This window comes from Serratia sp. MYb239, from assembly GCF_002966855.1.
Taxonomy (GTDB): domain Bacteria; phylum Pseudomonadota; class Gammaproteobacteria; order Enterobacterales; family Enterobacteriaceae; genus Serratia_B; species Serratia_B rhizosphaerae.
On the sequence record NZ_CP023268.1, the window covers coordinates 2,584,784 to 2,608,880 of the forward strand.

Annotated in this window: 25 protein-coding genes; 10 read left to right on the forward strand and 15 right to left on the reverse strand. The window is 60.6% G+C overall.

Annotated elements, in window-relative coordinates; genetic code table 11:
* Positions 1 to 6: 6 nt before the first annotated feature.
* The 3 genes from CLM71_RS12445 to add all read left to right on the forward strand — a co-directional run bounded on the left by CLM71_RS12445 (position 7) and on the right by add (position 2,218).
* On the forward strand, positions 7 to 444 hold the full coding sequence (locus CLM71_RS12445) for a PTS sugar transporter subunit IIA (RefSeq protein WP_105231289.1): 438 nt from the start codon (positions 7 to 9) through the stop codon (positions 442 to 444).
* A complete protein-coding gene (locus CLM71_RS12450) occupies positions 441 to 1,055 on the forward strand; it encodes an AAA family ATPase (protein ID WP_105231290.1) in 615 nt (204 codons plus the stop codon). Before CLM71_RS12445 ends, CLM71_RS12450 begins: the two co-directional genes overlap by 4 nt.
* Before the next feature lie 164 nt (positions 1,056 to 1,219).
* Complete coding sequence (add, locus tag CLM71_RS12455) at positions 1,220 to 2,218, forward strand: adenosine deaminase (protein ID WP_105231291.1); 999 nt, start codon at positions 1,220 to 1,222, stop codon at positions 2,216 to 2,218.
* A gap of 41 nt (positions 2,219 to 2,259) precedes the next feature.
* Here add and CLM71_RS12460 read toward each other — a convergent pair whose 3' ends face one another.
* Positions 2,260 to 2,961 carry an SDR family NAD(P)-dependent oxidoreductase gene (locus CLM71_RS12460; RefSeq protein ID WP_105233368.1) on the reverse strand — a complete coding sequence of 234 codons (702 nt, stop codon included), beginning with the start codon at positions 2,959 to 2,961 and terminating at the stop codon, positions 2,260 to 2,262.
* Between the two features lie 134 nt (positions 2,962 to 3,095).
* On the opposite strand from CLM71_RS12460, the gene CLM71_RS12465 reads away from it, so the two are divergent.
* A complete protein-coding gene (locus CLM71_RS12465; protein WP_105231292.1) occupies positions 3,096 to 4,061 on the forward strand; it encodes a LysR family transcriptional regulator in 966 nt (321 codons plus the stop codon).
* 19 nt (positions 4,062 to 4,080) lie between these two features.
* On the opposite strand, the gene CLM71_RS12470 is transcribed toward CLM71_RS12465, so the two are convergent.
* The 6 genes from CLM71_RS12470 to CLM71_RS12495 form a co-directional block, all read right to left on the reverse strand.
* The gene (locus CLM71_RS12470) at positions 4,081 to 5,076 is read right to left on the reverse strand and encodes a bile acid:sodium symporter family protein (protein ID WP_105231293.1); all 996 of its coding nucleotides are present in this window, start codon (positions 5,074 to 5,076) and stop codon (positions 4,081 to 4,083) included.
* Positions 5,077 to 5,142: 66 nt separating this feature from the next.
* Positions 5,143 to 6,183 carry an oxidoreductase gene (locus tag CLM71_RS12475; protein WP_105231294.1) on the reverse strand — a complete coding sequence of 347 codons (1,041 nt, stop codon included), beginning with the start codon at positions 6,181 to 6,183 and terminating at the stop codon, positions 5,143 to 5,145.
* 79 nt (positions 6,184 to 6,262) lie between these two features.
* The gene (gene araC / locus CLM71_RS12480) at positions 6,263 to 7,192 is read right to left on the reverse strand and encodes an arabinose operon transcriptional regulator AraC (RefSeq protein ID WP_105231295.1); all 930 of its coding nucleotides are present in this window, start codon (positions 7,190 to 7,192) and stop codon (positions 6,263 to 6,265) included.
* A 68-nt stretch (positions 7,193 to 7,260) separates the two neighbouring features.
* Positions 7,261 to 8,244, reverse strand: coding sequence for an L-arabinose ABC transporter permease AraH (gene araH / locus CLM71_RS12485; protein WP_105231296.1), 984 nt, complete (start codon positions 8,242 to 8,244; stop codon positions 7,261 to 7,263).
* A gap of 17 nt (positions 8,245 to 8,261) precedes the next feature.
* A complete protein-coding gene (gene araG, locus CLM71_RS12490) occupies positions 8,262 to 9,797 on the reverse strand; it encodes an L-arabinose ABC transporter ATP-binding protein AraG (protein ID WP_105231297.1) in 1,536 nt (511 codons plus the stop codon).
* A gap of 60 nt (positions 9,798 to 9,857) precedes the next feature.
* Positions 9,858 to 10,841: an arabinose ABC transporter substrate-binding protein gene (locus CLM71_RS12495; RefSeq protein ID WP_105231298.1), complete on the reverse strand. Its 984-nt coding sequence runs from the start codon at positions 10,839 to 10,841 to the stop codon at positions 9,858 to 9,860.
* A gap of 367 nt (positions 10,842 to 11,208) precedes the next feature.
* On the opposite strand from CLM71_RS12495, the gene CLM71_RS12500 reads away from it, so the two are divergent.
* A complete protein-coding gene (locus tag CLM71_RS12500) occupies positions 11,209 to 12,903 on the forward strand; it encodes a ribulokinase (protein ID WP_105231299.1) in 1,695 nt (564 codons plus the stop codon).
* Between the two features lie 24 nt (positions 12,904 to 12,927).
* Entirely contained in the window at positions 12,928 to 14,430 is a 1,503-nt protein-coding gene (gene araA, locus CLM71_RS12510; RefSeq protein ID WP_105231300.1) for an L-arabinose isomerase, read from the forward strand.
* Positions 14,431 to 14,617: 187 nt separating this feature from the next.
* On the opposite strand, the gene kdgT is transcribed toward araA, so the two are convergent.
* Both kdgT and fsa read right to left on the reverse strand, forming a co-directional pair.
* Entirely contained in the window at positions 14,618 to 15,601 is a 984-nt protein-coding gene (gene kdgT, locus CLM71_RS12515) for a 2-keto-3-deoxygluconate transporter (protein ID WP_105231301.1), read from the reverse strand.
* 229 nt (positions 15,602 to 15,830) lie between these two features.
* Positions 15,831 to 16,496 carry a fructose-6-phosphate aldolase gene (gene fsa / locus CLM71_RS12520; RefSeq protein ID WP_105233372.1) on the reverse strand — a complete coding sequence of 222 codons (666 nt, stop codon included), beginning with the start codon at positions 16,494 to 16,496 and terminating at the stop codon, positions 15,831 to 15,833.
* A gap of 173 nt (positions 16,497 to 16,669) precedes the next feature.
* Between fsa and CLM71_RS12525 the strand changes: the two genes are divergently transcribed.
* Positions 16,670 to 17,416 carry a DNA-binding transcriptional regulator YciT gene (locus CLM71_RS12525; RefSeq protein ID WP_105231302.1) on the forward strand — a complete coding sequence of 249 codons (747 nt, stop codon included), beginning with the start codon at positions 16,670 to 16,672 and terminating at the stop codon, positions 17,414 to 17,416.
* A gap of 10 nt (positions 17,417 to 17,426) precedes the next feature.
* Here the strand turns inward: CLM71_RS12525 and araD are convergent, their stop codons facing one another.
* On the reverse strand, positions 17,427 to 18,122 hold the full coding sequence (gene araD / locus CLM71_RS12530) for an L-ribulose-5-phosphate 4-epimerase (RefSeq protein WP_105231303.1): 696 nt from the start codon (positions 18,120 to 18,122) through the stop codon (positions 17,427 to 17,429).
* A gap of 443 nt (positions 18,123 to 18,565) precedes the next feature.
* Between araD and osmB the strand changes: the two genes are divergently transcribed.
* Positions 18,566 to 18,784, forward strand: a complete 219-nt coding sequence (gene osmB / locus CLM71_RS12535; RefSeq protein WP_015672500.1) for an osmotically-inducible lipoprotein OsmB — start codon at positions 18,566 to 18,568, stop codon at positions 18,782 to 18,784.
* A 185-nt stretch (positions 18,785 to 18,969) separates the two neighbouring features.
* Here the strand turns inward: osmB and yciH are convergent, their stop codons facing one another.
* Together yciH and pyrF are read right to left on the reverse strand one after the other, a co-directional pair.
* Positions 18,970 to 19,296 carry a stress response translation initiation inhibitor YciH gene (gene yciH, locus CLM71_RS12540; protein ID WP_054307362.1) on the reverse strand — a complete coding sequence of 109 codons (327 nt, stop codon included), beginning with the start codon at positions 19,294 to 19,296 and terminating at the stop codon, positions 18,970 to 18,972.
* 13 nt (positions 19,297 to 19,309) lie between these two features.
* Positions 19,310 to 20,038 (reverse strand): orotidine-5'-phosphate decarboxylase, encoded by a 729-nt coding sequence (gene pyrF / locus CLM71_RS12545; RefSeq protein WP_105231304.1) that lies wholly within the window; start codon positions 20,036 to 20,038, stop codon positions 19,310 to 19,312.
* Positions 20,039 to 20,313: 275 nt separating this feature from the next.
* Here pyrF and CLM71_RS12550 point away from each other — a divergent pair, with 275 nt between their 5' ends.
* Positions 20,314 to 20,595: an Arc family DNA-binding protein gene (locus CLM71_RS12550; protein ID WP_105231305.1), complete on the forward strand. Its 282-nt coding sequence runs from the start codon at positions 20,314 to 20,316 to the stop codon at positions 20,593 to 20,595.
* 41 nt (positions 20,596 to 20,636) lie between these two features.
* On the opposite strand, the gene lapB is transcribed toward CLM71_RS12550, so the two are convergent.
* The 3 genes from lapB to pgpB all read right to left on the reverse strand — a co-directional run bounded on the left by lapB (position 20,637) and on the right by pgpB (position 23,174).
* Complete coding sequence (gene lapB / locus CLM71_RS12555; RefSeq protein ID WP_105231306.1) at positions 20,637 to 21,809, reverse strand: lipopolysaccharide assembly protein LapB; 1,173 nt, start codon at positions 21,807 to 21,809, stop codon at positions 20,637 to 20,639.
* A 6-nt stretch (positions 21,810 to 21,815) separates the two neighbouring features.
* Positions 21,816 to 22,118: a LapA family protein gene (locus CLM71_RS12560; protein WP_105231307.1), complete on the reverse strand. Its 303-nt coding sequence runs from the start codon at positions 22,116 to 22,118 to the stop codon at positions 21,816 to 21,818.
* Between the two features lie 291 nt (positions 22,119 to 22,409).
* Complete coding sequence (gene pgpB, locus CLM71_RS12565) at positions 22,410 to 23,174, reverse strand: phosphatidylglycerophosphatase B (RefSeq protein WP_105231308.1); 765 nt, start codon at positions 23,172 to 23,174, stop codon at positions 22,410 to 22,412.
* A 295-nt stretch (positions 23,175 to 23,469) separates the two neighbouring features.
* Here pgpB and ribA point away from each other — a divergent pair, with 295 nt between their 5' ends.
* Positions 23,470 to 24,063, forward strand: coding sequence for a GTP cyclohydrolase II (ribA, locus tag CLM71_RS12570; RefSeq protein ID WP_105231309.1), 594 nt, complete (start codon positions 23,470 to 23,472; stop codon positions 24,061 to 24,063).
* Positions 24,064 to 24,097 lie beyond the last annotated feature (34 nt).

Consider the following 24,097-nt stretch of genomic DNA (forward strand, 5'->3'; position numbering starts at 1 on the left):
CCAGCTATGTCGATAAAACAATTGTTGATCGAAGCCAACGCCATCCAGCTCGGCGTTAAGGAGCAGGACTGGCAACGGGTGATTACCCTGGCGGCGCAGCCGCTGGTGACACAAGGTTATATTGAAGCATCCTACTGCCAGGCGGTTATCAACAATACGCTGGCGCATGGCGCATATTACGTTTTTGATGAAGGCATCGCCATTCCTCACGCACGGCCCGAGTGCGGCGTGATTAAGAACTGCTTTAGTCTGGTGGTGCTTGACCAGCCCATCGCTTTCCAGGGCAGCGAAAAAGCCGATATCGTGATCCTGTTCGGCGCCACCAGCAGTGATGACCACATTGAAGCCGGCCTGCGTGCGATTGTTGAATGGCTGGACGACCCGCAGACGATGGCAAAACTGCGGGCCGCAACCCAATGGCGGCAAGTTGTGGAGATCTTATGAGTGCAGCATTCTCTACCAACGGCAATAAATGCGTCATTTTGGTCAACGGCGTTCCCGCTTCGGGGAAAAGCACCGTGGCTCGCCACATTGCCGAACGCTTTGGTTTCCCCTATCTGACCATTGACGGCATCAAAGAGCCTTTTATGGAGCTGTTCGCCCCGGTCGATCGCCAGCTGAATCGTAACATCGGCCGGGCGGCGTATCAGACGATCTGGTCGATTGTCGCGCATGCGCCGGCGAACTGCGTTTATGTGATTGATGCCTGGTTCGGTTTCCAGCCCAGAAGTGAATTGCAGCGCTATCTGCAGCAGGCCGGGATCGCGCACGTCGTGGAAATCTGGAACCAGATATCAGGCGATCTGGCGGCTGAACGCTATGCCAGCCGCTTGCACCAGCGTGCCGACGGCCACCCCGGCGCGGAGTATGTACCGGAATTGCGCCAGTTGGCCGAGCGCGCGACGCCGATGGCGCTGGGGCCGGTGCTGACGCTCGATCAGTCCCAGCCACTCTGCCTGCCGCATATTGAACGCTGGCTGCAGACGCACCGCCTGCAGCCCGTCCACGCGCACTCAGAACGGCGGTCCGTTGCGGCGCTTGGGGTGCGCGACTGATCTGACGCAACGGCAGGCTTGCCGTCTGCCGTTGCATAAAAACACGCCACAGCGCGGCTTCATTGTGATTGTTGTCACTTTTTTATGTAACAGCATGGCTATTTTCATCAAATTGTTTTTATACTGTTCTGCACTTTACCTTCCCTCATCAGCGAGTGCACAACATGATTGACCCACGCCTCCCGCTTACCGATATCCACCGCCATCTTGATGGCAACATTCGTGCGCAAACCATTCTCGATCTGGGCCGCCAGTTCAACCTCGACCTGCCGGCGAACGATTTGGAAAGCCTGCGTCCGCACGTGCAGATCACCCATACCGAACCGGATTTGGTCAGTTTTCTGCAAAAACTGGACTGGGGCGTGGCGGTGCTGGGCGATCTGGACGCCTGCCGCCGCGTCGCCTATGAAAACGTCGAGGATGCGGTCAACGCCGGCCTGCACTATGCCGAGCTGCGCTTTTCCCCCTACTACATGGCGCTGCAGCATCAGTTGCCGGTAGCCGGCGTGGTCGAGGCGGTCGTCGACGGTATTCGTTCCGGTTGCCGCGACCATGATATCGATATTCGCCTGATCGGCATTCTGAGCCGCACCTTCGGCGAGGCAGCCTGTCTGCAAGAGCTGGAAGGCCTGCTGGCGCACCGCGACGCGATCACCGCGCTCGATTTGGCCGGTGACGAGCTGGGCTTCCCCGGCAGCCTGTTCCTGTCCCACTTTAACCGGGCGCGCGACGCCGGGCTGCGTATTACCGTCCATGCCGGCGAAGCCGCCGGGCCGGAGAGCATCTGGCAGGCGATTCGCGAGCTGGGCGCCGAACGTATCGGCCACGGGGTGAAAGCGGTGGAAGACCCGGCGCTGATGGATTACCTCGCCGAGCACGACATCGGCATTGAGTCCTGCCTGACCTCCAATATTCAGACCAGCACCGTAGCGGCGCTGGCGCAGCACCCGCTGGCGACCTTCCTGCGCCACGGCGTGACGGCGTCCATCAATACCGACGATCCTGCCGTACAGGGCATCGAGATTGAGCATGAATACCGCGTGGCCGCGCCGCAGGCGGGACTGACGCCGGAAGAGATGCGCCGCGCGCAGGAAAACGGCCTGACCATGGCGTTTCTCAGCGAGCAGGAAAAACAGGCGCTGCGCGCCAAAGTGGCCGGTTAACGCCGGCTCATCACGACAGCGGCGTCATGCCGCTGTCGCCTTCACCACGGCACCGTCCGGCCGAGATAGTCCAGATATTCCAGCCCCGGCCGCTCCCGTTTGGCCAGCAACACCCTGACCAGCTGCGGAATCGTCTGCTCAATCGTCAAAGGCGCGTCTGCACCGCCCAATTCCGTATTGATCCATCCCGGCGCCATGGCGACCAGCGCGCGGGCGCCGCCGTGCTGGCGGGCGGCAAAGCTGCGCATAAACATATTCAGCGCCGCCTTGCTGCCGCGATACAGTTCGCGCTGCCCCGTATGGTTGTTGGCCACGCTGCCCTGGCCGGAGGACATCACGCCAATCAGGCCGTCGTCCGCCACCCGTTCTGCCAAACGCTCGATGACGCGCATCGGCGCCAGCGCATTAGTCAGCATCACCTGCATAAATTCCTGCGCGCTCACCTCGCCAATCGTCTGAGTAGGATCGCGGTTGGTGATGCCCGCATTAACAAACAGCATATCGAAGCGGCGGCTCGCCAGGCGCTGCTGTAAGGCGTCAAGCTGCGCCTCTTCGCAAATATCCAACTGTTCCAGCTGCAGACGGCTGCCATAATTCTGCGCCAGCTGATGCAGCGGCGTATTGTCGCCGCGCACCGTGCCGGTAACCTGCCAGCCATGCCGGAGAAACTCCTGCGCAATGGCGTGGCCCAGGCCGCGTGATGCGCCGACGATTAAAATACTGCCGCTCTGCGTGTTCTTCATCATGATGGCTCACTCCTGCATTTACCGCATGTAAAGTCTGTTCAGGCAATATAGGCTTCCATGATATAAGGCGGAAGACGCAGCATTTGCATTTATAAAGTGCAGCAGACGCCATGCCAAAACAGGAGTCGAACATGAGTAACCCCGACTTTAATTTACTGGCCGCCCTCGATGCGCTGCTGGCAGAAGGCAGCGTGGCCGGTGCGGCCCGCCGCCTGGGGCTCAGCGCCTCGGCGATGAGCAGAACCCTCAGCCGCCTGCGCCAGGTGACCGGCGACCTGTTGCTGGTCAGGGCCGGACGCGGCATGGTGTTGACCCCGCATGCCGAACAGATCCGCGACCGTACCCGGCAGACGCTGACCGAGGCGCGCTCCCTGCTGCTGCCTGCGGCCTCGGGGCTGGATCTGCGGACGCTGCGGCAAACGTTCCGTCTGCGGACTAACGAAGGCTTTGTCGAGACGTTTGGCGCCGCGCTGGTGACGGCGGCGGCGCAGGCGGCGCCGGAGGTATGTCTGCGCTTTGTGCCGAAGCCGGAGAAAACCCCGCGCTCGCTGCGAGAGGACGACATTGATATAGAGGTCGGGGTATTACACGGCATGGGGCCGGAAATCCACCTCCAGACGCTGTTCAGGGATCGGTTTATCGCGGCCGTCAGGCTGGGGCATTCGCTGGTCACGCCAATGCCCGTCACGCCCGAGCGTTACGCCGCCTGCCGGCACGTCATCACCTCACGGCAGGGCAAACTCGCGGGGCCGGTGGATAAGGCGCTGGCCGCACACGGGCTGACGCGCCGCATCGCCGCCGTCACGCCGGATTTTTCCGCCGCGCTGGCCATCGCCGCGCAGTCGGATCTGGTGGCGCTGGTGCCGGCATCGTTTTTTATGCAGAAAACGCTGGGCGGCGGCACCCGGCAGACGCTGCAGGCTTTCAGTCTGCCCGTCGCCACGCCGGAAATCACCGTTTCCCAGATGTGGCATCCGCGCAGAAAAGCCGATCCCGCCCATCAGTGGCTCCGGCAGCTGCTGCTGACGGTTTGCCGCCGACAGGCGGACGAGTTACACCGCTGCGCTCAGCGCGAATGGCCGACCTGGTTCCGTTAACCCCTGCCGGCCACCGGACTTATTCCGCCGCTGCAGCCTGCTGCTCACGCGCCGTTTTACGCGCATAGCGCTGCGCCAGCACCGCGCAGATCATCAGTTGGATCTGGTGGAAAATCATCAGCGGCAGCACCATCGCCCCCACCGCCGCGGCCGGGAACAGCACGTTCGCCATCGGAATACCGTTCGCCAGGCTCTTTTTCGAACCGCAGAACACAATGGTGATCTCATCGGCGGTATTAAAGCCCAGCAGGCGTGCGGCGTAGGTATTGATGATCAGCACCACCGTCAGCAGCACCAGCGACATAACCAGAATCACCAGCAGCGACATGCCGTCGATTTTATGCCAGATGCCCTCAACCACCGCGGCGCTGAAGGCGGTGTACACCACCAGCAGAATCGAGGAGCGGTCGGTCAGGTTAATCAGCTTGCGGTGCCGGTCGACCCATTTGCCAATCAGCGGGCGCGCCAGGTGGCCAATCACAAACGGCACCATCAGCTGCAGGATAATCGCACCGATGGCGTGCAGCACGTCGGTATTGCCGCCCTGCGTATGCATCAGCGCGCCGACCAGCAGCGGCGACAGAAATACGCCGAGGATGCTGGAGGCCGAAGCGCTGCAGATCGCCGCCGCTACGTTGCCGCCGGCGGCGGAGGTAAAGGCGATTGCCGACTGCACCGTCGCCGGCAGCGCGCACAGATACAGGAAGCCGAGATACACCGTCGGCGTCATAAAGCTCGGCACCAGCAGGTTCATCGCCAGTCCCAGCAGCGGGAACAGCGCAAAAGTGCTGAGAAAGACCACCAGATGCAGTTTCCAGTGGCTCATGCCGGCGATAATCGCCTGTCGCGACAGCTTGGCGCCGTGCATAAAGAACAGCAGCGCGATCGCCGCGGTGGTCAGCCGCTCAAAAAACACCTGCCATACCCCTTCACACGGGAACAGCGAAGCCACCACGACGACCAGAATCAAAACCAGTAAAAATTTATCGATACGCAGACGTTGTAACCAAGACATCAATCAGAATTCCTTGCCAAAAAAACGGGCTCAGCGGCTGAGCCCGTCATAAAAAAGACGTACGGGTTAGCTGACCGGCAAAGCGGCCTGCTGTTTGTCCGACTCAATCCCCAGTTCGATCATTTCCATCACGGCGATCGCTTCGGCGGCAGGCACCGGATTGGCGCCGTCGCCGTTAATCGCGTCGCGGATGGCGGCGTAGTAGGCCGGATAGTTGCCGGGCAGCGTCAGCAGCGGCTGTTCCGCCAGCACATCATCACGTGACAGCGTCACCACACCGTCGCGCATATCATAGCCCCAGTCGGCCTGCGGCAGCCGTTCGCCGGCCTTCAGCCGGTCTTCCTGCGGGTCCAGGCCATATTTGATATAGCTGCCCTGGGTGCCGTGCACGATATAACGCGGGCCTTCCGCCGCCGCCAGCATGGAAGCATGCAGCACCACGCGCCGTTTGCCGTACTGCAGCAGCGCGTGGAAATAGTCCACCGACTGCGAGCCGGGCCGCAGCTGGCCCAGATCGACAAACAGCGTCTGCGGTTTGCCGAATAGCTGCAGCGCCTGATCGATCAGGTGCGGCCCCAGATCGTACCAGATGCCGCTGCCCGCGCCGCCCTGTTCGCGCCAGCGCTGGCGCACCTGCGGCCGGAAGCGGTCAAAGTGCGATTCAAAGTAGACCACGTCCCCCAGCGAACCTTCCTGCAGCAGCGTTTTCAAGGTCAGAAAATCGCTGTCCCAGCGGCGGTTATGGAATACCGACAGCAGCAGGCCACGCTGCTGCGCCTGCTGCTGCAGCGCACGCGCCTGTGACAACGTCACGGTAAACGGTTTATCCACCACCACGTGCTTGCCCGCCGCCAGCGCCTGCTGCGCCAGCGGATAGTGGGTATCGTTCGGGGTGGGAATGACGATCAGATCCAGTGAGGGGTCGTTGAACAGCGCCTGAGGTTCGCTGACTACCGGCAGCGCCGGCCAGTCGGCGTGCACCTTGCCGGCGTCGCTGCTGACCACCGCCGCCAGTTCCAGGCCCGGCGTGCCGGCAATCAGCGGCGCATGAAAGGTCTTGCTGGCGTAGCCGTAGCCCACCAGCCCAACGCGAAGAGTTTCAGCCATGGTGTTTCCTCTGCAAGGCCAGTTATCACCCTGTGATTTGACACCATGATGCCGGACGGAACAAGAAGTAAATTAAATGTTAATCTGCAGCCGCAACGCCCGGGTTGTTCCAGGCCCGTTCGCGGCCTCGTTGCGCCGGATAATTAATCTCCACGCTGCGGCGACGAAAGTCGCTGGGGCTGACCCCGACGCGCTTGCGAAACACCCGCGAGAAGTAAAGCTGGTCGTCATAGCCCACCACACGGCCAATGGCGGCGATCGACTCCTGAGTGGTCTGCAGCAGCAGTTTGGCGCGGATCACCCGCTGGTCTTCGCGCCAGCGCAGAATATTGATGCCCACCTGCTCGCGGAACAGGTGCGCCAGCCGCGACGGCGACAGGCAGACGTGGCGCGCCACCTCCTCAATACGCAGCTCCCCCGCCAGATTGCCGGTAATAAACTGACAGGCTTCAATCACCCGCGGGTCCATAATTTTCTGCGGGCTGAGCGGGTCTTCTTCCATCGCGCGCAGCAGCAGACGCTCCAGCAGGTTCATGCTCATCTCTTCCGCCAGCCGCCTGCCGGAACGCTGCGTCTGCTCGATATTGGCGAACAGGCGGTCGAACTCCTGCAGCAGCTGGCCGTTGGGCAGCGTCAGCCGTCCGACCTGATGATTCTTGCTGTGCCATTCCAGCCAGTCGGCCCAGTAGGCCCGCGGGCGGAAATAGACCCAGCGGTGGTGCCAGCAGTCGCTCTCCGGCGAGCGGCCGTAATAGTGCGCCGCCTTCGGCGGAAACAGCAGCAGATCGCCGGGGTTGCAGTACAGCGTCTCCTCGCCGTCAAACACCTTGCCCTGACCCTTGATGGTCAGATTGAGGATGTAGCCCTTCATGCCGCCCGGCCGGTCGATAAAGAAATCCAACGGCCCTTCCGCCATAATCGGCGTCAGGCCGGCCACCAGGTAGGCGTTAAAACTGTAGCCCGGCATCAGCGGGTCTGACTGGGATTCCTGCGCCATACGATGGTACATCTGGCCTCCATAATACTCGGTTATCCTGCCGCGCTGCCGGCCCTGCGCCGACAACGCGATAGCGTGCCTTAAACGGTACGTTTGCTCTGCTGTTTGTAGCGGTCGAAAATCACCGCCGCCAGCAGGATCGCTCCGCGTACCACGTACTGCGAGAACGGTGAGATATTCAGCAGGTTCATGGCGTTTTCCACCGTGCCGAGAATCAGTATCCCGGCAATCACGTACGAAATCTTGCCGATGCCGCCCTTCAGCGAAACGCCGCCCAGCACGCAGGCGGAGATCACAATCAGCTCATAGCCGATCGAGGTCATCGGCTGGCCGCTGGTCATGCGCGACGCCAGAATAATGCCCGCCGCGGCGGACACCAGCCCGGACAGCACGAAGATGATGATTTTGGTGCGCACCACCGGCACCCCGGCCAGGCGCGCCGCCTCTTCATTGCCGCCGATCGCCAGCGTGTTGCGGCCGAAAGTGGTTTTATTCAGCAGGAAACCGAACAGGATCAGGCAGCCGATGGTGATCCAGATTGGCGCCGGCACCCCCAGCCAGTTGGCGTAGCCGAGGGCGAAGAAGCGTTCATCCTCAATCCCCACCGCCTTGCCGTCGGAAATGATATACGCCAGGCCGCGGAAGATTTGCATGGTCGCCAGCGTGGTGATCAGCGCGTTGATTTTCAGCCGCGCAATCACAAAGCCGTTAATCAGGCCGGAGGCTACGCCCAGCAGCAGCCCGGCGCCGACGCCGATCCACAGGCTTTCGCTCATATTGATCACCACCGCCGTGGTCACCCCGGCGCAGGCGATCACCGACGCCACCGACAGGTCAAAATCGCCGGAGGCCAGGCAGAACAGCATGCCGCAGGCCACCATGCCGGACATGGAGATCGCCAGCCCCAGCCCTTTCATATTGATAAATGAGCCGAAGTTAGGCACCAGCAGTACGCAGGCCAGGAACAGCACCGCGAAGACCACCAGCATGCCGTAGCTGTCCCAGATGCGCGACAGCCCCAGGCTGCCACGGTTTTTTACCGAATTGGTCGTTAGGGTCGACATCTTTTTCTCCTCCACGGTCAGGCCACCGCCGCCGCGGCATCAGGGGTAATATCGGGGGTGCGCAGCATCGCCAGGCTGAGCGCCTGTTCCTCGCTGGCCTCATCGTGCGCCAGTTCGCCGGAAATCGCGCCTTCGCGCATCACCACGATGCGGTCCGCCAGCCCCAGCACTTCGGGCAGATCGCTGGAGGCAAACAGCACCGCGATGCCCTGCTGCGCCAGCTGGTAAATCACGTTATAGATTTCATGCTTGGCGCCAACGTCAATGCCGCGCGTCGGCTCGTCGAGCATCATCACTTTCATCTCCTCCGACAGCCAGCGGCCAAGGATCGCCTTCTGCTGGTTGCCGCCGGAGAGGTTCATAATCAGCTGTTCGGCGCTGGGGGTTTTGATATTGAGCGAACGGATATGCTGCTCCGCGTTGCGGTTTTCCCAGGCGTTGTCGATCAGGCAGCCCGCCCGCAGGCTTTTGCGCCGCGCGCTGATATTGATATTGTCGCGCACCGAGTGCACCGGGATGATGCCGTCGGCTTTGCGGTCTTCCGGGCACAGCATGATGCCGGCGCGGATGGCGTCGATCGGCGAGCGGATGGTCAGCGGCGCGCCGTCCAGCGTCAACCGGCCGCCGCCGACGCGCGTGGCGCCGAAAATGCCTTTCATCAGTTCGCTGCGCCCGGCGCCCACCAGCCCGAACAGGCCGACGATCTCGCCGGCGCGCACGCTGAGGCTGATCGGCGTTTTCACTCCGGCCGCCTGCAGATTATCCAGCTGCAGCCGCACCGGGCCGTGTTCACGCGGCTGATAGCCGTAAATATCCCCCAGATCGCGGCCGACCATCGCCTGCACCAGCCGCTCGTGATCTACCTGACTCATATCGTCAAAGGTACGCACGTAGCGCCCGTCTTTGAATACCGTGATGGCATCGCTGAGGGCGAAGATTTCCTCCATACGGTGGGACACGTACAGAATGACCCGCCCTTCGGCGCGCAGTTCGCGGATCACCCGGAACAGGTGTTCAATCTCGCGCGCCGACAGTGAGCTGGTCGGCTCATCAAAGGCGATGATCTTGGCGTTGCGCGCCAGCGCCTTGGCGATCTCCACCATCTGCCACTGGCCGATGGAGAGGTATTTCAGCGGCGTATCCGGGTCAATATCCAGCCCGAGATGCTCCAGCTGCAGCCGCGCCTCATAGCGCAGCAGTTTACGATCCACCAGGCCGCGCCTGCTGGGCAACTGCCCCAGGTAGATATTCTCGGCCACCGTCATTTCCGGCACCAGATGCAGCTCCTGATAGATAATCGCCACGCCGGCGTCCAGCGCCTCGGTGGTGGCGTTAAAACGCACCGGCTGTCCCTGCAGTAAGATCTCCCCCTGGCTGGGGGCGTAGTTGCCGCTGAGGATCTTCAGCAGCGTGGATTTGCCGGCGCCGTTCTCACCCATCAGCGCGTGAATTTGCCCGGCCTGACAGCTAAAACTGATATCGTCCAGCGCCTTGACGCCGGGGAAGGTTTTGCCGATGCCGCGGAAGGCCAGATAAGGCGTGCTGGCGGTCATAATGCTTTCCTCATGGCTTGCGAAAACACGCCGCCCGGCGTAAACCGGGCGGCTCAGGCATTACATCAGGCCTTTTTTCTGCAGTTCGGTTTTAAAGTTGTCGCGGGTGATCAGCACCACGTCGGTCACTTCGGTAAACTTCTGCGGTTCAACGTCTTTCGCAACCCAGTCATGCAGCATCTGGATACTCTTATAGCCGTGGATATCCGGGCTTGGCAGCAGCGAGCCGTAGAAGCCGGTGGCCTGCCCCTTGGAGAGTTCGCTGACGGCGTCAACGCCGTTGATGCCGATGCCGATCACGTCCGCCGCCTTGAAGCCCTGGCCCTCGGTGGCGCGCACGCCGCCCAGCACGGTGTTGTCGTTCATGCCGATAATCAGCCAGTGTTTCACCTTCGGATGCTGTACCAGCATGGAGTTGGCGGCGTCAAAGGCGCCGGGGATATCGTTGGATTTGGTCGGCACCTGATAGATCTGTTTTTCCGGGAAGCCGGCGGCCTTCAGAGCGTCCATTGAGCCGGTGGTGCGGCGGCGCGCGGTATCCAGCTCGTTGGCGGTAATCGCCATCACGCCGGTTTCTGCCGCGTTCCAGCCGCGCTTGTTCATCTCCTTCCACAGCTCCTGCCCCTGCCGCTCGCCGATTTTGCTGGCCGCCATCATCACCAGCGGTACGCTGTCCATCGGTTTGCCTTTGGCAGTGACGAACTGATCGTCAACGGCAATGACTTTCAGGTCATAGCTGCGCGCTTTGGCGACGATCGCCGAACCCAGTTTCGGATCCGGCGTACAAATTACAAACCCTTTGGCGCCGCTGGCCGCCAGACTGTCGATGGCGTTCAGGGTTTTTTCGCCGTCCGGCACCGCGATTTTTATCACTTCAAAGCCGAGGTCCTTACCGGCTTTATCGGCAAATTTCCATTCGGTCTGGAACCACGGCTCTTCCGGCTGTTTCACCAGAAAGCCCAGTTTCATGGTTTCGGCAATAGCTGATTGTGACATAACCGCCGCCAGTCCTATCGCCGCCAGCGCCTTAGTGAATTTATGCATAGTGCTCTCCGCTGTGTGGTTCTCCCCGGCGCTGAAAATCTCGCGCAGTGAAAACGTTCTCATTAGGGTATTTTCGGTTGCCTCATCGGTAAGGCGCTTATTGGCGCGACCTGCCCGGCGTCGGCATGCAGACCGGATAAGTTTTAGCGGTTATTTGTTAATGAAATGTAGAGCGCTATCACATCCAGAGATAACAGCAGACAAGTCCATATATTTAGCCGATTCAGTCTGTCGCCAACTTTTGATAGCCATCACAAAATCGCTGCGGGAAGCAGAAATGTGCATACATCCAGCCAACGTATCCTCACCGGCCCACCCGGCGCGCTTTTATGGTGATAGCCGTCCTTTTTAATCAGGAGTCACTATCATGACGGCAGACGCAATCGCCCTGGGACTGGACTTCGGCAGCGACTCGGTGCGCGTATTGGCGGTAGATTGCCGCAGCGGCGAGGAGCTGGATACCGAAGTGGCCTATTACCCGCGCTGGCAGCGCGGCGACTACTGCGACGCGGCGCAGAATCAGTTCCGCCATCACCCGCGCGACTATATCGACGCCATGGAACAGGCGATTGTCGCGCTGGTGCAGCGTATGACGCCGCCGCAGCGTCAAAGCGTGATCGGCATCGGCGTCGATTCCACCGGCTCTACGCCGGCGCCAATCGACGAACATGGCCAGGTGCTGGCGCTGCGGCCGGAGTTCGCCGATAACCCGAACGCCATGTTTGTCCTGTGGAAAGATCATACGGCGATCGATGAGGCGGAGGCGATCAACCGCCTGTGCCGCAGCGGCGAGTTTGCGGATTACACCCGCTATATCGGCGGCGTTTACTCATCGGAATGGTTCTGGGCCAAGATCCTGCACGTCTCACGCCAGGATGCGGCGGTGCGCCGGGCGGCGGCCTCCTGGGTAGAGCTGTGCGACTGGGTGCCGGCGCTGTTGTCCGGCACTACGGCGCCGCAGCACCTTATCCGCGGACGCTGCAGCGTCGGCCACAAAACGCTGTGGCACCCGGACTGGGGCGGCCTGCCGCCGCGGGCGTTCTTCGCCGCGCTGGATCCGCTGCTGGTTGACTGTCTGCCCTATCCGCTGTTTGAAGAAACCCGGACCGCCGAACAGCCGGTCGGCACGCTGAGCGCCGAGTGGGCGCAGCGGCTCGGCCTGTCGCCGCAGGTGGTGTTGTCCGGCGGCGCGTTCGACTGCCATATGGGCGCGGTGGGCGCCGGCGCCCGTCCCCATACGCTGGTCAAAGTGATTGGCACCTCGACCTGCGATATTTTGCTGGCCGAGCCTCAGCGCGTCGGCGACCGGGCGATCGCCGGCATCTGCGGCCAGGTCGACGGCAGCGTGGTGCCTGGGCTGATCGGCATGGAGGCGGGCCAATCGGCATTCGGCGACATGTACGCCTGGTTCGGCCGCCTGCTGAGCTGGCCGCTGCGCGAAGCCGCCCGCAGCCGGCCGGAGCTGCAGCCGCAGCTGGCGCAGATTGAACAGCGGCTGCTGACGACGCTGACCGACGCCTGGGCCGCCAATCCTTCTTTGGAACATCTGCCAGTGGTGCTGGACTGGTTCAACGGCCGCCGCACGCCGTATGCCAACCAGCGCCTGCAGGGAGTGATCGGCGATCTTAATCTCGGTACCGACGCGCCGACGCTGTTCGGCGGCCTGATCGCCGCCACCGCCTTTGGCGCACGCGCCATTATGGAGTGCTTTGAGCAGCAGGATATTCCGGTGGAAAACGTGCTGGCGCTGGGCGGTATCGCCCGTAAATCGCCGACCATCATGCAAGCCTGCGCCGATGTGATGAACCGCCCGCTGCAGATTGTCGCCTCCGATCAGTGCTGCGCGCTGGGGGCGGCGATTTTCGCCGCCGTCGCCGCCGGACGGCATGCCGATATCCCGACGGCACAGCGCCATATGGCCTGCGGCCTGGAGCGCACCCTACAGCCCGACCCACAGCGCGTTGCGCGCTACCAGCAGCTTTATCAACGCTATCAACAGTGGTGTCAGGCCGCCGAACCGCGCTATGCCGCGCCGGCATCATGCCCTGACCATGCCCAATAACCGCCAACCGACCTGGAGTTTCTGATGGACGTATTTACACAACGCGAAGTCTGGTTTGTCATCGGCAGCCAGCACCTGTATGGCCCGAAAACCCTGCAGCAGGTGAAACAACACGCCGAACAGGTGGTTAACAGCCTTAATCAGGACGCCGGCCTGCCGGTGAAACTGGTGTTAAAACCCCTGCTCACCACGCCGGATGAAATCAGCGCCGTCTGCCGCGACGCCAACTATCAGCAGGCCTGCATCGGTATTATCACCTGGCTGCACACCTTCTCGCCGGCCAAGATGTGGATCGCCGGTCTGTCAATCCTCAGCAAGCCGCTGCTGCAGTTCCATACCCAGTTCAACGCCGAGGTGCCGTGGGACAGTATGGATATGGACTTTATGAACCTGAACCAGACCGCGCACGGCGGCCGCGAGTTCGGCTTTATCGGCGCACGCATGCGCCAGCAGCACAGTGTGATCACCGGCCACTGGCAGGATAAGCAGTCTCATCAGCGCATTGCGCAGTGGATGCGCGTCGCCGCCGCGCGTCAGGAGAGCCAGCAGCTGAAGGTAGCGCGCTTTGGCGACAATATGCGTCAGGTGGCCGTGACCGAAGGGGATAAGGTCGGCGCGCAGATTCAGTTCGGCTATGAGGTCAACGCGTACGGCATCGGCGACCTGGTCAGCGTGATTAACGAGGTCGGCAACGGCGAGGTGGACGCGCTGATCGACGACTATGAAGCCAGCTACACGCTGAGCGAGGCGGTCACCCTGCACGGCGCCAAGCGGCAGAATCTGCTGGACGCCGCGCGTATCGAACTGGGGATGCAGCGTTTCCTGCAACAGGGCGGTTACCACGCCTTCACCACCAACTTTGAAGATCTGCACGGCATGCGGCAGTTGCCGGGGCTGGCGGTGCAGCGCCTGATGCAGCAGGGCTACGGCTTCGGCGGCGAAGGCGACTGGAAAACCGCCGCGCTGCTGCGCATTCTGAAAGTGATGGCCGACGGACTGCAAGGCGGCACCTCCTTTATGGAGGACTATACCTATCACTTCCAGCCAGGCAATGATTTGGTGATCGGTTCTCATATGCTGGAGGTCTGCCCGTCGATTGCCGAGCAGAAACCGCTGCTGGACGTGCAGCCGCTCGGCATCGGTGGTAAAGACGATCCGGCGCGGCTGATCTTCTCCACCCCGGCCGGGCCGGCGGTCAACGCCAGCCTGATCGACATGGGCGACCGCTTCCGTCTGCTGGTGAATCAGGTCGATACCATAGAGCAGCCGCACCCGCTGCCGAAGCTGCCGGTGGCGCGCGCCATCTGGCGGGCGCAGCCGTCGCTCGCCACCGCCGCCGAAGCCTGGATCCTCGGCGGCGGCGCTCACCATACGGTGTTCTCACAGGCGCTGAACGCCGACTACCTGCGTTTATATGCAGAGATGCACAACATTGAGTTTCTGCTGATTGATAATGAGACGACGCTGCCGGTATTCAAGAATGAACTGCGCTGGAATGAAGTGTATTACCAACTGAACCGCCGGTGATTTTTTCACCACACGGTCCGGATGCCGGTCAGGTTCACTGACCGGCATTTCCTGCTCCCCCCGTAGCGTAAACCGTTATAGAGGATATACGTATACCTGCGATGCGGGTCGATATCGGCCCGTCCCTGAGCCGCATCCCTACCGAATCGCCGGCGCACCTGACCTTGCACACCGGCATCAATAACGCTTACTTCACCATCGCGATTTGTTCACGCATCGCCGCTTTCGCCTTTACTCGCCGCGACCAGACAGCGGTCACGATCGGCACCAGAATCGACGTCACAATCACCGAGGTGGCCACCAGCGCGGTCGCCGCTGGCGCCACCGGCTTAAACTGCGGCACCATTTCGGCAATCAGCACCGGCGTCGCCACGGCAGCGCCGGCCGAACTGGAAGCCGCCACGCCGGCGGTGCCGTCGCCGCCGCCAATCAGTTTATCGGCGACGATCAGCGGAATGCCGGTGACGATAATCACCGCGACGCCCAGCAGGATCCCCAGCAGGCCGGTCTGGGCGATAACGCTCAGATCGATGGTGTTGCCGAGCGCGAAGGCAAAAAACGGAATCAGCGTCTGCACCGCTTTGCCAAACAACTCGCGCAGTTCCGGGTCAAGATTGCCCAGCACAAATCCCACCAGGAACGGCAGCACCGCGCCGATAAACACATGGGGTTCAAACGAGGCGATACCGGCGGTACCGAGAATAATCATCGTCATCAGCGGCCCGGATTCCAACGACATCAGCACAAACGCCCCGGCCTCTTCTTTCGTGCCGTACTGCTGCATAATCGACGCGTACAGGCCGCCGTTGGTCATATCCATCGCCGCCACCAGCGCCAGCGTCGACAGCCCGGCAAAGAAGCCGACTTCCACCCCATGTTCCGGCAGCAGGCGCGAGGCCACCGCCGCCACCACCCAGGCGACGGCGATCTTGGTCACCACCAGCGTACCGGATTTGCGCAATACGGTGCCGGTGGCGCTCAGTTTGATCGCCGCCCCCATACAGAAGAACCATACCGCCAGGATCGGCACCGTGCCGGACATCAACCCGTTGGTAAACGAACCGAAATATTTGCCTGCCCCCGGGGCAAAGGTGTGGCAAGCCGCACCGATGAACAACGGCACCAACATCATGCCGCCCGGGATCTTGTCTATCGCACGTTTTATCTGCATCACTCACTCCGTCTGGATGAACTGGTTATAGCAACGCATCGTCGACTGCCGCCTTCCCGGGCCGCTGCGAAACGATTGGGTTATCCACACTAACGGTTCACGACAGGAATAAAAGTGATCGCATGCATAAAATTAAAACGATGTTTTATTTTTATAGGGCCACCATTCCAAAATAAAGCACAGCGCACAAAAAAGGCGGCAGCTGCCGCCTAGTGACATGGAGGTCTGCTCAGCTCAATACCGTACTGCCAAACGCCGCCTGCCAGTCCTGCTCAAACGTCGCCAGCGCGGCGTCCACCGCCGGCGTGGCGATCAGCTGCTCGGCCACCTCGATCGGCAGCGTTACCGCGCGGCAGCCCGCCAGCATGCACGCCAGCACCTGACGCGGCGTTTTAAAGCTGGCGGCCAATACTTTGGCGTGCGGCGCATGCAGCGTCAGCAGTTGCTGCAGCTCCCGCACCATTTCAAGCGCATCGCCGCCCTGCGCATCGACGCGGTTTACGTACGGCGCGACATACTCGGCGCCGGACAGCGCCGCCAGCAGCCCCTGCGTGGCGCCGTACACCGCCGTGCCCAGCGTCGGAATCGACATCGACTGCAGCTTTTTCATCGCCGCCAACCCTTCGCCCGTCGCCGGGATCTTCACAATCAGCCCCGGTACGCGCTGATTCAGCAGCACCGCGTCCGCCACCATCCGCTCCGCATCGTTCGCCATCACCTGTGCAAACAGTTTGCCGGTGCCGCCCAATGCATCACGCAGCGCCGGCAACACCTCCCAAAGCGGCTTGCCTTCTTTAGCGACAATGCTCGGGTTGGTGGTCACCCCCTGTAACGGCAACACCCGCGCCAGACGCTTTACCGCCGTGACATCCGCACTATCGAGGTAAATCTCCATTTCGGACTCCTGCATAGTTATCTGCTGATTCAAACGCCGTTTGCCCTATGCTAAACCAAAAGCGCGCCGCTGACGATGCGAGGGGCTTTAGCGCATTACCCTGCCGACGCAGCATGCTATTATCCCCCCATCTATCTCTTTGAAAACAGGCGCACTCCGCCCATCAGGAGCCTATGAACGCAAGACAACAGAACATTTTGCAATGGGTCAACGAGCGGCGGCGCATCAGCGTCGGCGAACTGGCGCGCGCGTCTGGCGTTTCGGAAGTGACCATCCGGCAGGATCTGAATCTGCTGGAAAAGCGCAGCTATCTAAAGCGCATCCACGGCGCCGCCGTGGCGCTGGAAAGCGATGACGTCGATGCCCGCATGATGTCCAACTTCGTGCTTAAACAGCAGCTGGCGCGCTATGCCGCGTCGCTGGTCAACGACGGCGAAACCATCTTCATCGAGAGCGGCAGCGCCAACGCCCTGCTGGCCCGCTACCTGGCGGAACGCCGGCATATCACGCTGATCACCGTCAGCCATTACATCGCCCATCTGCTGAAAGAGAGCGACTGTGAGGTGATTGTCCTCGGCGGGATGTATCAGAAGCAGAGCGAAACCGTGGTCGGCCCGCTGACGCGCCTGTGCATTCAGCAGGTGCATTTCAGCAAGGCGTTTATCGGTATCGACGGTTATCACGCCGATACCGGCTTTACCGGCCGCGATATGATGCGCGCCGACGTGGTCAACGCCGTACTGGCGAAAGGCGTGGAGAATATCGTGCTGACCGACGCCTCCAAATTCGGCCAGATACAGCCCAACCCGCTGGCGACGCCGCAGCAAATCAGCCGGGTGATCACCGACACGCGGCTGGCGCCGGCCTATCAGCAATTACTGCAGCATCAGGGCGTGCAGCTCGATATGGTGGGCGAATAACGCCCTGCGCTTACTGGCCGTAGTAGGCATGCTTGCCGTGTTTACGCAGGTAGTGCTTATCCAGCAGGGTCGGCTGCATCTGTGGCAGATCGGGCGACAGCTGGCGTGAAAAGATCCCCATATAGGCGATCTCCTCCAGCACCACGGCGTTATGCAGCGCATTAGCGGCGTCCGCGCCCCAGACAAAAGGACCGTGTGAATGCACCAGCACCGCCGGCACCGCGGCGGCGTCCAGCTGACGCTGGCGGAAGGTTTCCACAATCACCTGACCGGTTTCCCACTCATAGCGGCCTTCGATCTCGGCATCGTGCATTTTGCGGGTGCAGGGAATGTCGCCGTAAAAATAATCGGCATGGGTGGTGCCCCAGGCGGGAAGATCCAGACCGGCCTGCGCCCAGATGGTGGCATGGCGGGAATGGGTGTGCACCACGCCGCCGACGTCGTCAAAATTCAGGTACAGCGCGCGGTGCGTTTCGGTATCGGATGACGGCTTTTTGTTGCCTTCCACCACCTTGCCGCTCTCCAGCTCCACTACCACCATATCTTCCAGCGACAGCGCCTCATATTCGACGCCGGACGGTTTGATCACCATCAGCCCCGCCTGGCGATCCACGCCGCTGACGTTGCCCCAGGTAAAGGTGACCAGTCGGTGGCGCGGCAGCGCCAAATTCGCCGCCAGAACCTGTTGTTTTAGCGCGTTAAGCATCGTTTTTCCTCAATTCACCGGCTTTGCCGCTATTGTCAAAGGCGCCGGCGGCAACGGGTATGGGCAAATTGGCTAAAGACAGGCAGCTTTCTGCTGCCGCGGGCAAAGCGTGCGATCGGGCATACTTCGGATTCTGGCGATAGAACACGCCAAAAGTTTCAGAATATTTACCTGCAAATGGAAATGTAACTATTTATACTGAATTACTGCGGCACAACCTGCCGCGTTTTTATCTGCCGGCATGGCGCCGGCGGTTTATTTGCTACTGTATGGGTGTGAATAGCAGGCTTGATGTATGGTTTACGCCTGTGCCCGGCCCCTTTCTGCAGCATACGCTGGCGGCGGCACTCAACGCCGGCGTCAACAAAAAAGCAGCAGGAAAGTGACAGGGTATATACTTACTTAAGGCACTTCCATATAGCCCATGCTAAGGAGAAGTCATTATGATGATCATTAACAAACGTTTTGCTACCGCCGCTCTGGCGATTACGCTGGCATTTTCGCTGAGCGCCTGCTCCAACATGTCCAAGCGCGATCGTAATACCGCTATCGGCGCCGGCGCCGGCGCAGTCGGCGGCGCAGTACTGACCGACGGCAGCGCGTTAGGTACGCTTGGCGGCGCGGCAGTCGGTGGGATCATCGGTCATCAGGTTGGTAAATAACCCGGCGGATGGCGCAGACCGCTGTCGGTAAACCGGCAAAAGCGGCAAGTTTGTAGATAACGAAAAAAATAATTTCAGGTCGCTCTGTTTTGTCTGTGGCTTTTTCCTGCAGTCACCGGGTTCACCACCCAAACACACGATAAGCCATGCCGCAATGCACCACCGCGGCATGGCAATAAATCCGCTTAACCGCCCGCCAGCTTGACCTTCATGCCTTTTGCTTCCAGCAGCTGTTTGAGCAGATCGCGCTTGTCGCCCTGAATTTCGATGACGCCGTCTTTCACCGAACCGCCGCAGCCGCACTTCTTCTTCAGCTCCGCCGCCAGTTTGTCCAGTGCGCCGTCATCCAGATCGAGACCGCTTATCAGGCAAACGCCCTTGCCTTTACGGCCGCTGGTTTGCCGCTGAATGCGTACGATACCGTCGCCGCGCGGACGCTGCGGTTTGGCCTCTTCTTCTTTCACCCGCCCGCCGTCGGTGGAGTAAACCAGCCGGCTATTGCTGTCTTTCATCCTGGCCTCCGAATTATCGCAATGATGCGCGGATAGCGGCCAGCGTAGCGGCCGGATCGGCGGATTGGGTAATCGGACGACCGATCACCATATAGTCGACGCCGGCAGCCTGCGCCTCGACCGGCGTCATTACGCGGCGCTGATCGCCGGTCGCGCTGCCCTGCGGGCGGATCCCCGGCGTCACCAGTTGGAACTGGCTGCCGCAGGCGGCTTTCAGCCGCTGCGCTTCCTGTGCGGAACACACCACGCCGTCCAGGCCACAGTCGCGCGTCAGGCGCGCCAGACGTTCCGCCTGCTCCGCCGGGCTGATGTCGATGCCGATCGCGCGCAGGTCTTCCGCCTCCATGCTGGTCAGCACCGTGACGGCAATCAGCAATGGCGCATCGGCGCCATATGGTTGCAGCGCCTCTTTTGCCGCGCTCATCATGCGCGCGCCGCCGCTGGCGTGGACGTTAACCATCCACACGCCCAGCTCGGCCGCCGCCGCCACCGCATGCGCCGTGGTGTTGGGAATATCGTGGAATTTTAAATCGAGGAATACGTCAAAGCCGCGCTGGTGCAGATCGCGCACCAGCTGCGGGCCGAACAGGGTAAACATCTCTTTGCCCACTTTTAAGCGGCAATCCTGCGGGTCGATGCGATCGACAAAGGCTAACGCGGCGTTCTTATCGGCATAATCCAGCGCAACAACGATCGGAGATGATTTTAAGCCATTGTTATTAACGTTACTTTCAGAACTCATTGCTTTTACCCTTTGTAAAATGGACATCGGCCTTCCCCGGAGTACTCCGCAGGGCGAACCCGCAAAAACGGCACGCCGCATTCTACATGCCGGCCGCCGGAAATCCCAGCCGCAAGACGTTAACTGCACGATGTCTGGGCATTCTGCCCCGCACTTCTTTTACCTGCGGAGCCAGCCTCCGCTGACAGGCCCAATATTAAATTTTTGTGACTCACTAGACGGTGTAGCCTGGCTGGATTAGCGTGAAGTCTCCCTATCTCATACAAGGCTGTGACATGAGCGAGATATCTACCCTAACGATAAAAATCCCTCTTGAGCTGAAAGAGAAAGTCAGAGCCGCAGCGCTGGCCGGCGAATGCTCGCTGAGCGCGGAAGTTTGCCAGCGCCTGGCGGACAGTTTCGCCACGCCGGCCGCCGGTCAGAAAAAGGCGCAGCGACAGGCGGAGATTGACAGCCAGGAAACCACAGAAGTGGTTGAAGCCCCATTGAGCCAGAAAGAGTTGAGAAAACTGCGGCAGTTGCTGAAGATAAACGTCAAAAGCGGCAAGAAGAAATAGGTCACGCTTAAAAAAACGGGGCGAAAGATTCGCCCCGTTTTTTATTGGCCATCCAGACCGCGGATCGGCTTCACCGAAGCCCAGGAGCGGCATGACGGACAGTGCCAATAGAGCGAATGGGCGGTAAAGCCACACTTATGGCAGCGATAGCGCGGCTTGGTGCGGATCTGTTCTCCGACCATATCGCGCAGCAGCAGCAGGCTCTCCTTCGCACGGCCGTCCTCCGCGTCAGCCAGGTGGTAGTCCATCAGGCGGTAGAACACCAGCATGGTCGGGTGACGCTGCAGCTGACGGTTGATATACACCTGCACCACGTCGCGCCCTTCATGCTGCTCGATCACTTCGGCCAGCATCAGCTCTGCCGTCGCGCCACAGTTCTCCTCCACGCAGCGCTTGAGGAACTCGGCCCAGGCGGCTTCCTGCTGCGGCAGGTGCTGATAGCACTCCTGCAGCATCGGCAAGGTTTCACTCACCAGATCCTTATCCTGATCCAGCACGCGCTTGAGCGACTCCACCGCCTTGGCATACTCGCCCTGCGCCATACAGATGCGGCCGACCATGATCGATACACGGGCGCACTGCTTGTCCGCGGCGGCGGCACGTTTCAGCAGCGACATCGCCTTATCGAGATCGTCGCTGCCCATCGCCTGCAACGCCAGCTCACAGTAGAAATGCGCGATTTCGCCGCGCTGTTTGTCTTTACCCAGCTTGACCAAACGCTCGGCTACTTCAATGGCCTTCTGCCAGTCGCTGGTCGCCTGGTGAATCACCAGCAGTTGCTGCAGCGCGGCCAGCCGGAAGTCCTGCTCACCGGTCAACTGGCTGAACATATCCTCAGCGCGGTCATACAGCCCGGCGGCCATGTAGTCGCGCCCCAGCTGCTGAACTGCCAGCAGGCGTTGCTCAAAGGTGAGCGACGAGCTTTCCATCAGCGCCTGGTGAATACGGATGGCGCGATCGACTTCACCGCGGGAACGAAACAGGTTACCCAACGTCAGGTGGGCCTCCACGGTGTTGCTGTCCTCTTTCAGCATATCGAGGAACAGATCGACCGCTTTGTCCTGCTGGTTGGAAAGCAGAAAGTTAACCCCGGCCACATATTCACGCGACAGACGGTTGGCTTCCTGCTGTTTATCCTGCTGAGCACTTCTGCGCCCCATGTACCAGCCATAGGCGGCAGCCACGGGCAGCAACAGAAACAGCAGCTCTAACATAGAAGGTTATTCCTTGCTGACAACGGGCTGAGTCACCGGTTCAGCTGGCGTTTCCAGCTGCGACTCCAGCCTTTTTACTTTCCGCTCGGCGCGGCTCAGGGCAAGGCGCGTACGCAGATAAAACAGGCCGCAGATAATCCAGCCAAGTACGAACCCCATGCCGAACAGCGTCGCCAGAAGTGTGGATACCCGGTAATCGCCCTGCGCCACCAGATAATTAAACGTCACAACCTGATCGTTCTGCGCGCCAAGCGTTACGGAAATAACGAAGATCACCAGAACCAGCAAAAAAATAAGTAAATATTTCACATTCTTTCCCGCGATGCCGAGTTTATCGGATGAATTATGCCCAAGGGTGGCGTCCGTAATACATTAAGTTAGCATTTCCCGCAGCAGCAGGGAAACCCTGGCGTGCGATAAATGCATAAAGACGCTGGTATATTCGGCAATAACGACGTCACCGGACACCCAGATGAGAACGCATCTCAAAATAGTGAATTAATAATGAAATGGGGGCGAAAGCGATCAATTACAAGGCGGGGGGATTAATACGTTGGCGACGGGCATTCGTCGCCAACGTGACATCGTCACAACAACGACCTAACGCCTGTGGCCGCGATGCGCGATCTCCTGCTGTTCTTCCGGCGGCGGCGTCAACGGCCCGAACCAGCGCTGCGCCAGCCAGCAGACGATCGCCACCAGTAATGCGCTGATTAAGGTCGCCACCGCCAGATCGCGCGGCCAGTGCATCCCCAGCAGCAGACGGCTGATCATCACGCCGGCGGCCCAGACCATCAGCACCGCCACGGTTTTATAGTGCCGGCGCGGCCACAGCAGACCAACGCCCAGCAGTGCCCAGGTGGCGGCAAACGTGGTATGGCCGGAAGGGAAAGCAAAGCCGGTTTCAAACTGCCAGTGCTTGCGCAGCCACTCCGGCACCAGCGGCTGCCCCTGCAGCTGATCTTTCACCAGCGCCGCGCGCTGCTTACGCTTCAGCGAATAAAAGTGTTCCTCACTGATATTGTGCTGCTGCTCCAGCCACATCACGAACGGTCGCGGCGCCTGCACCTGCTCTTTTATCAGCGATTTTATCCCCTGGCCCACCAGGATCGAGGCCAGCAGCAGCACCATCAGCCCGATCGCCGGTTTAAGACGAAAGCGCAGGCACCACAAAAACCAGGCCGACAACAGCACGCTGGTCAGTATGCCCCACGGCGCGGTGACCGTTTCCGTCATCCAGAACATCACTTTCAGCAGCGCATTATCGCCGCCGGGCTGCCATTGCCAGCCGGTCAGCCAAACGGCCAGCGGTATTAACAACAGCAACAGGGTTCCGCCGGCGGTGCGTTTTGCGATATCAAACATTTTATCATCCCGGTTATGGTTCAGAGCTCAGTGTAACAACCTTGTAATCTCAAGAACATAGCAGACGGCACGGACGCAGGCCGCCAGGCGGAGGAAAGCCCGGCCCCCTATTGCATCAATAGGTGGCGCACGGCGCCGGATGCTGGTTTGCTGAGCACCACTGGGCAAGAAGTTATGGCAGAATAGTCGATAATAAGCCATTAGAATACGCGGCGGCGCGTTTAATGCTGGTCAGGCGTTCATGTCGGACGTACCATGCGTTGCAGCGATTGAATCGAAAGTGTTGGAGAGTAACATGCAGCTTAAACGGGTGGCAGAGGCTAAACTGCCGACACCTTGGGGCGATTTCCTGATGGTGGGTTTTGAAGAACTCGCCACCGGGCACGATCATCTGGCGTTGGTTTTCGGCGATATCAGCGGCGATACGCCGGTGCTGGCGCGCGTACATTCGGAATGTCTGACCGGCGACGCCCTGTTCAGCCTGCGCTGCGACTGCGGTTTCCAACTGGAAGCCGCGCTGGAGCACATTGCCGAAGAAGGCCGCGGCATCCTGCTGTATCACCGCCAGGAAGGCCGCAACATCGGCCTGCTGAACAAAATCCGCGCCTATGCGCTGCAGGACAAAGGCGCCGATACGGTGGAGGCCAATCATCAACTGGGCTTCGCGGCGGATGAGCGTGACTTCACCCTGTGTGCGGACATGTTTAAACTGCTGGGCGTGGATGCGGTGCGTCTGCTGACCAATAACCCGAAAAAGGTGGAGATCCTGAGTGAAGCCGGGATTAACATCGTCGAACGGGTGCCGTTGATCGTCGGCCGCAACCCGAAAAATGAGCGTTATCTGGCGACCAAAGCGGCCAAAATGGGCCATCTGTTGGACCAGAAGTAACCCACGCTAAAATAATCAGGGCGCCCGCAGGCGC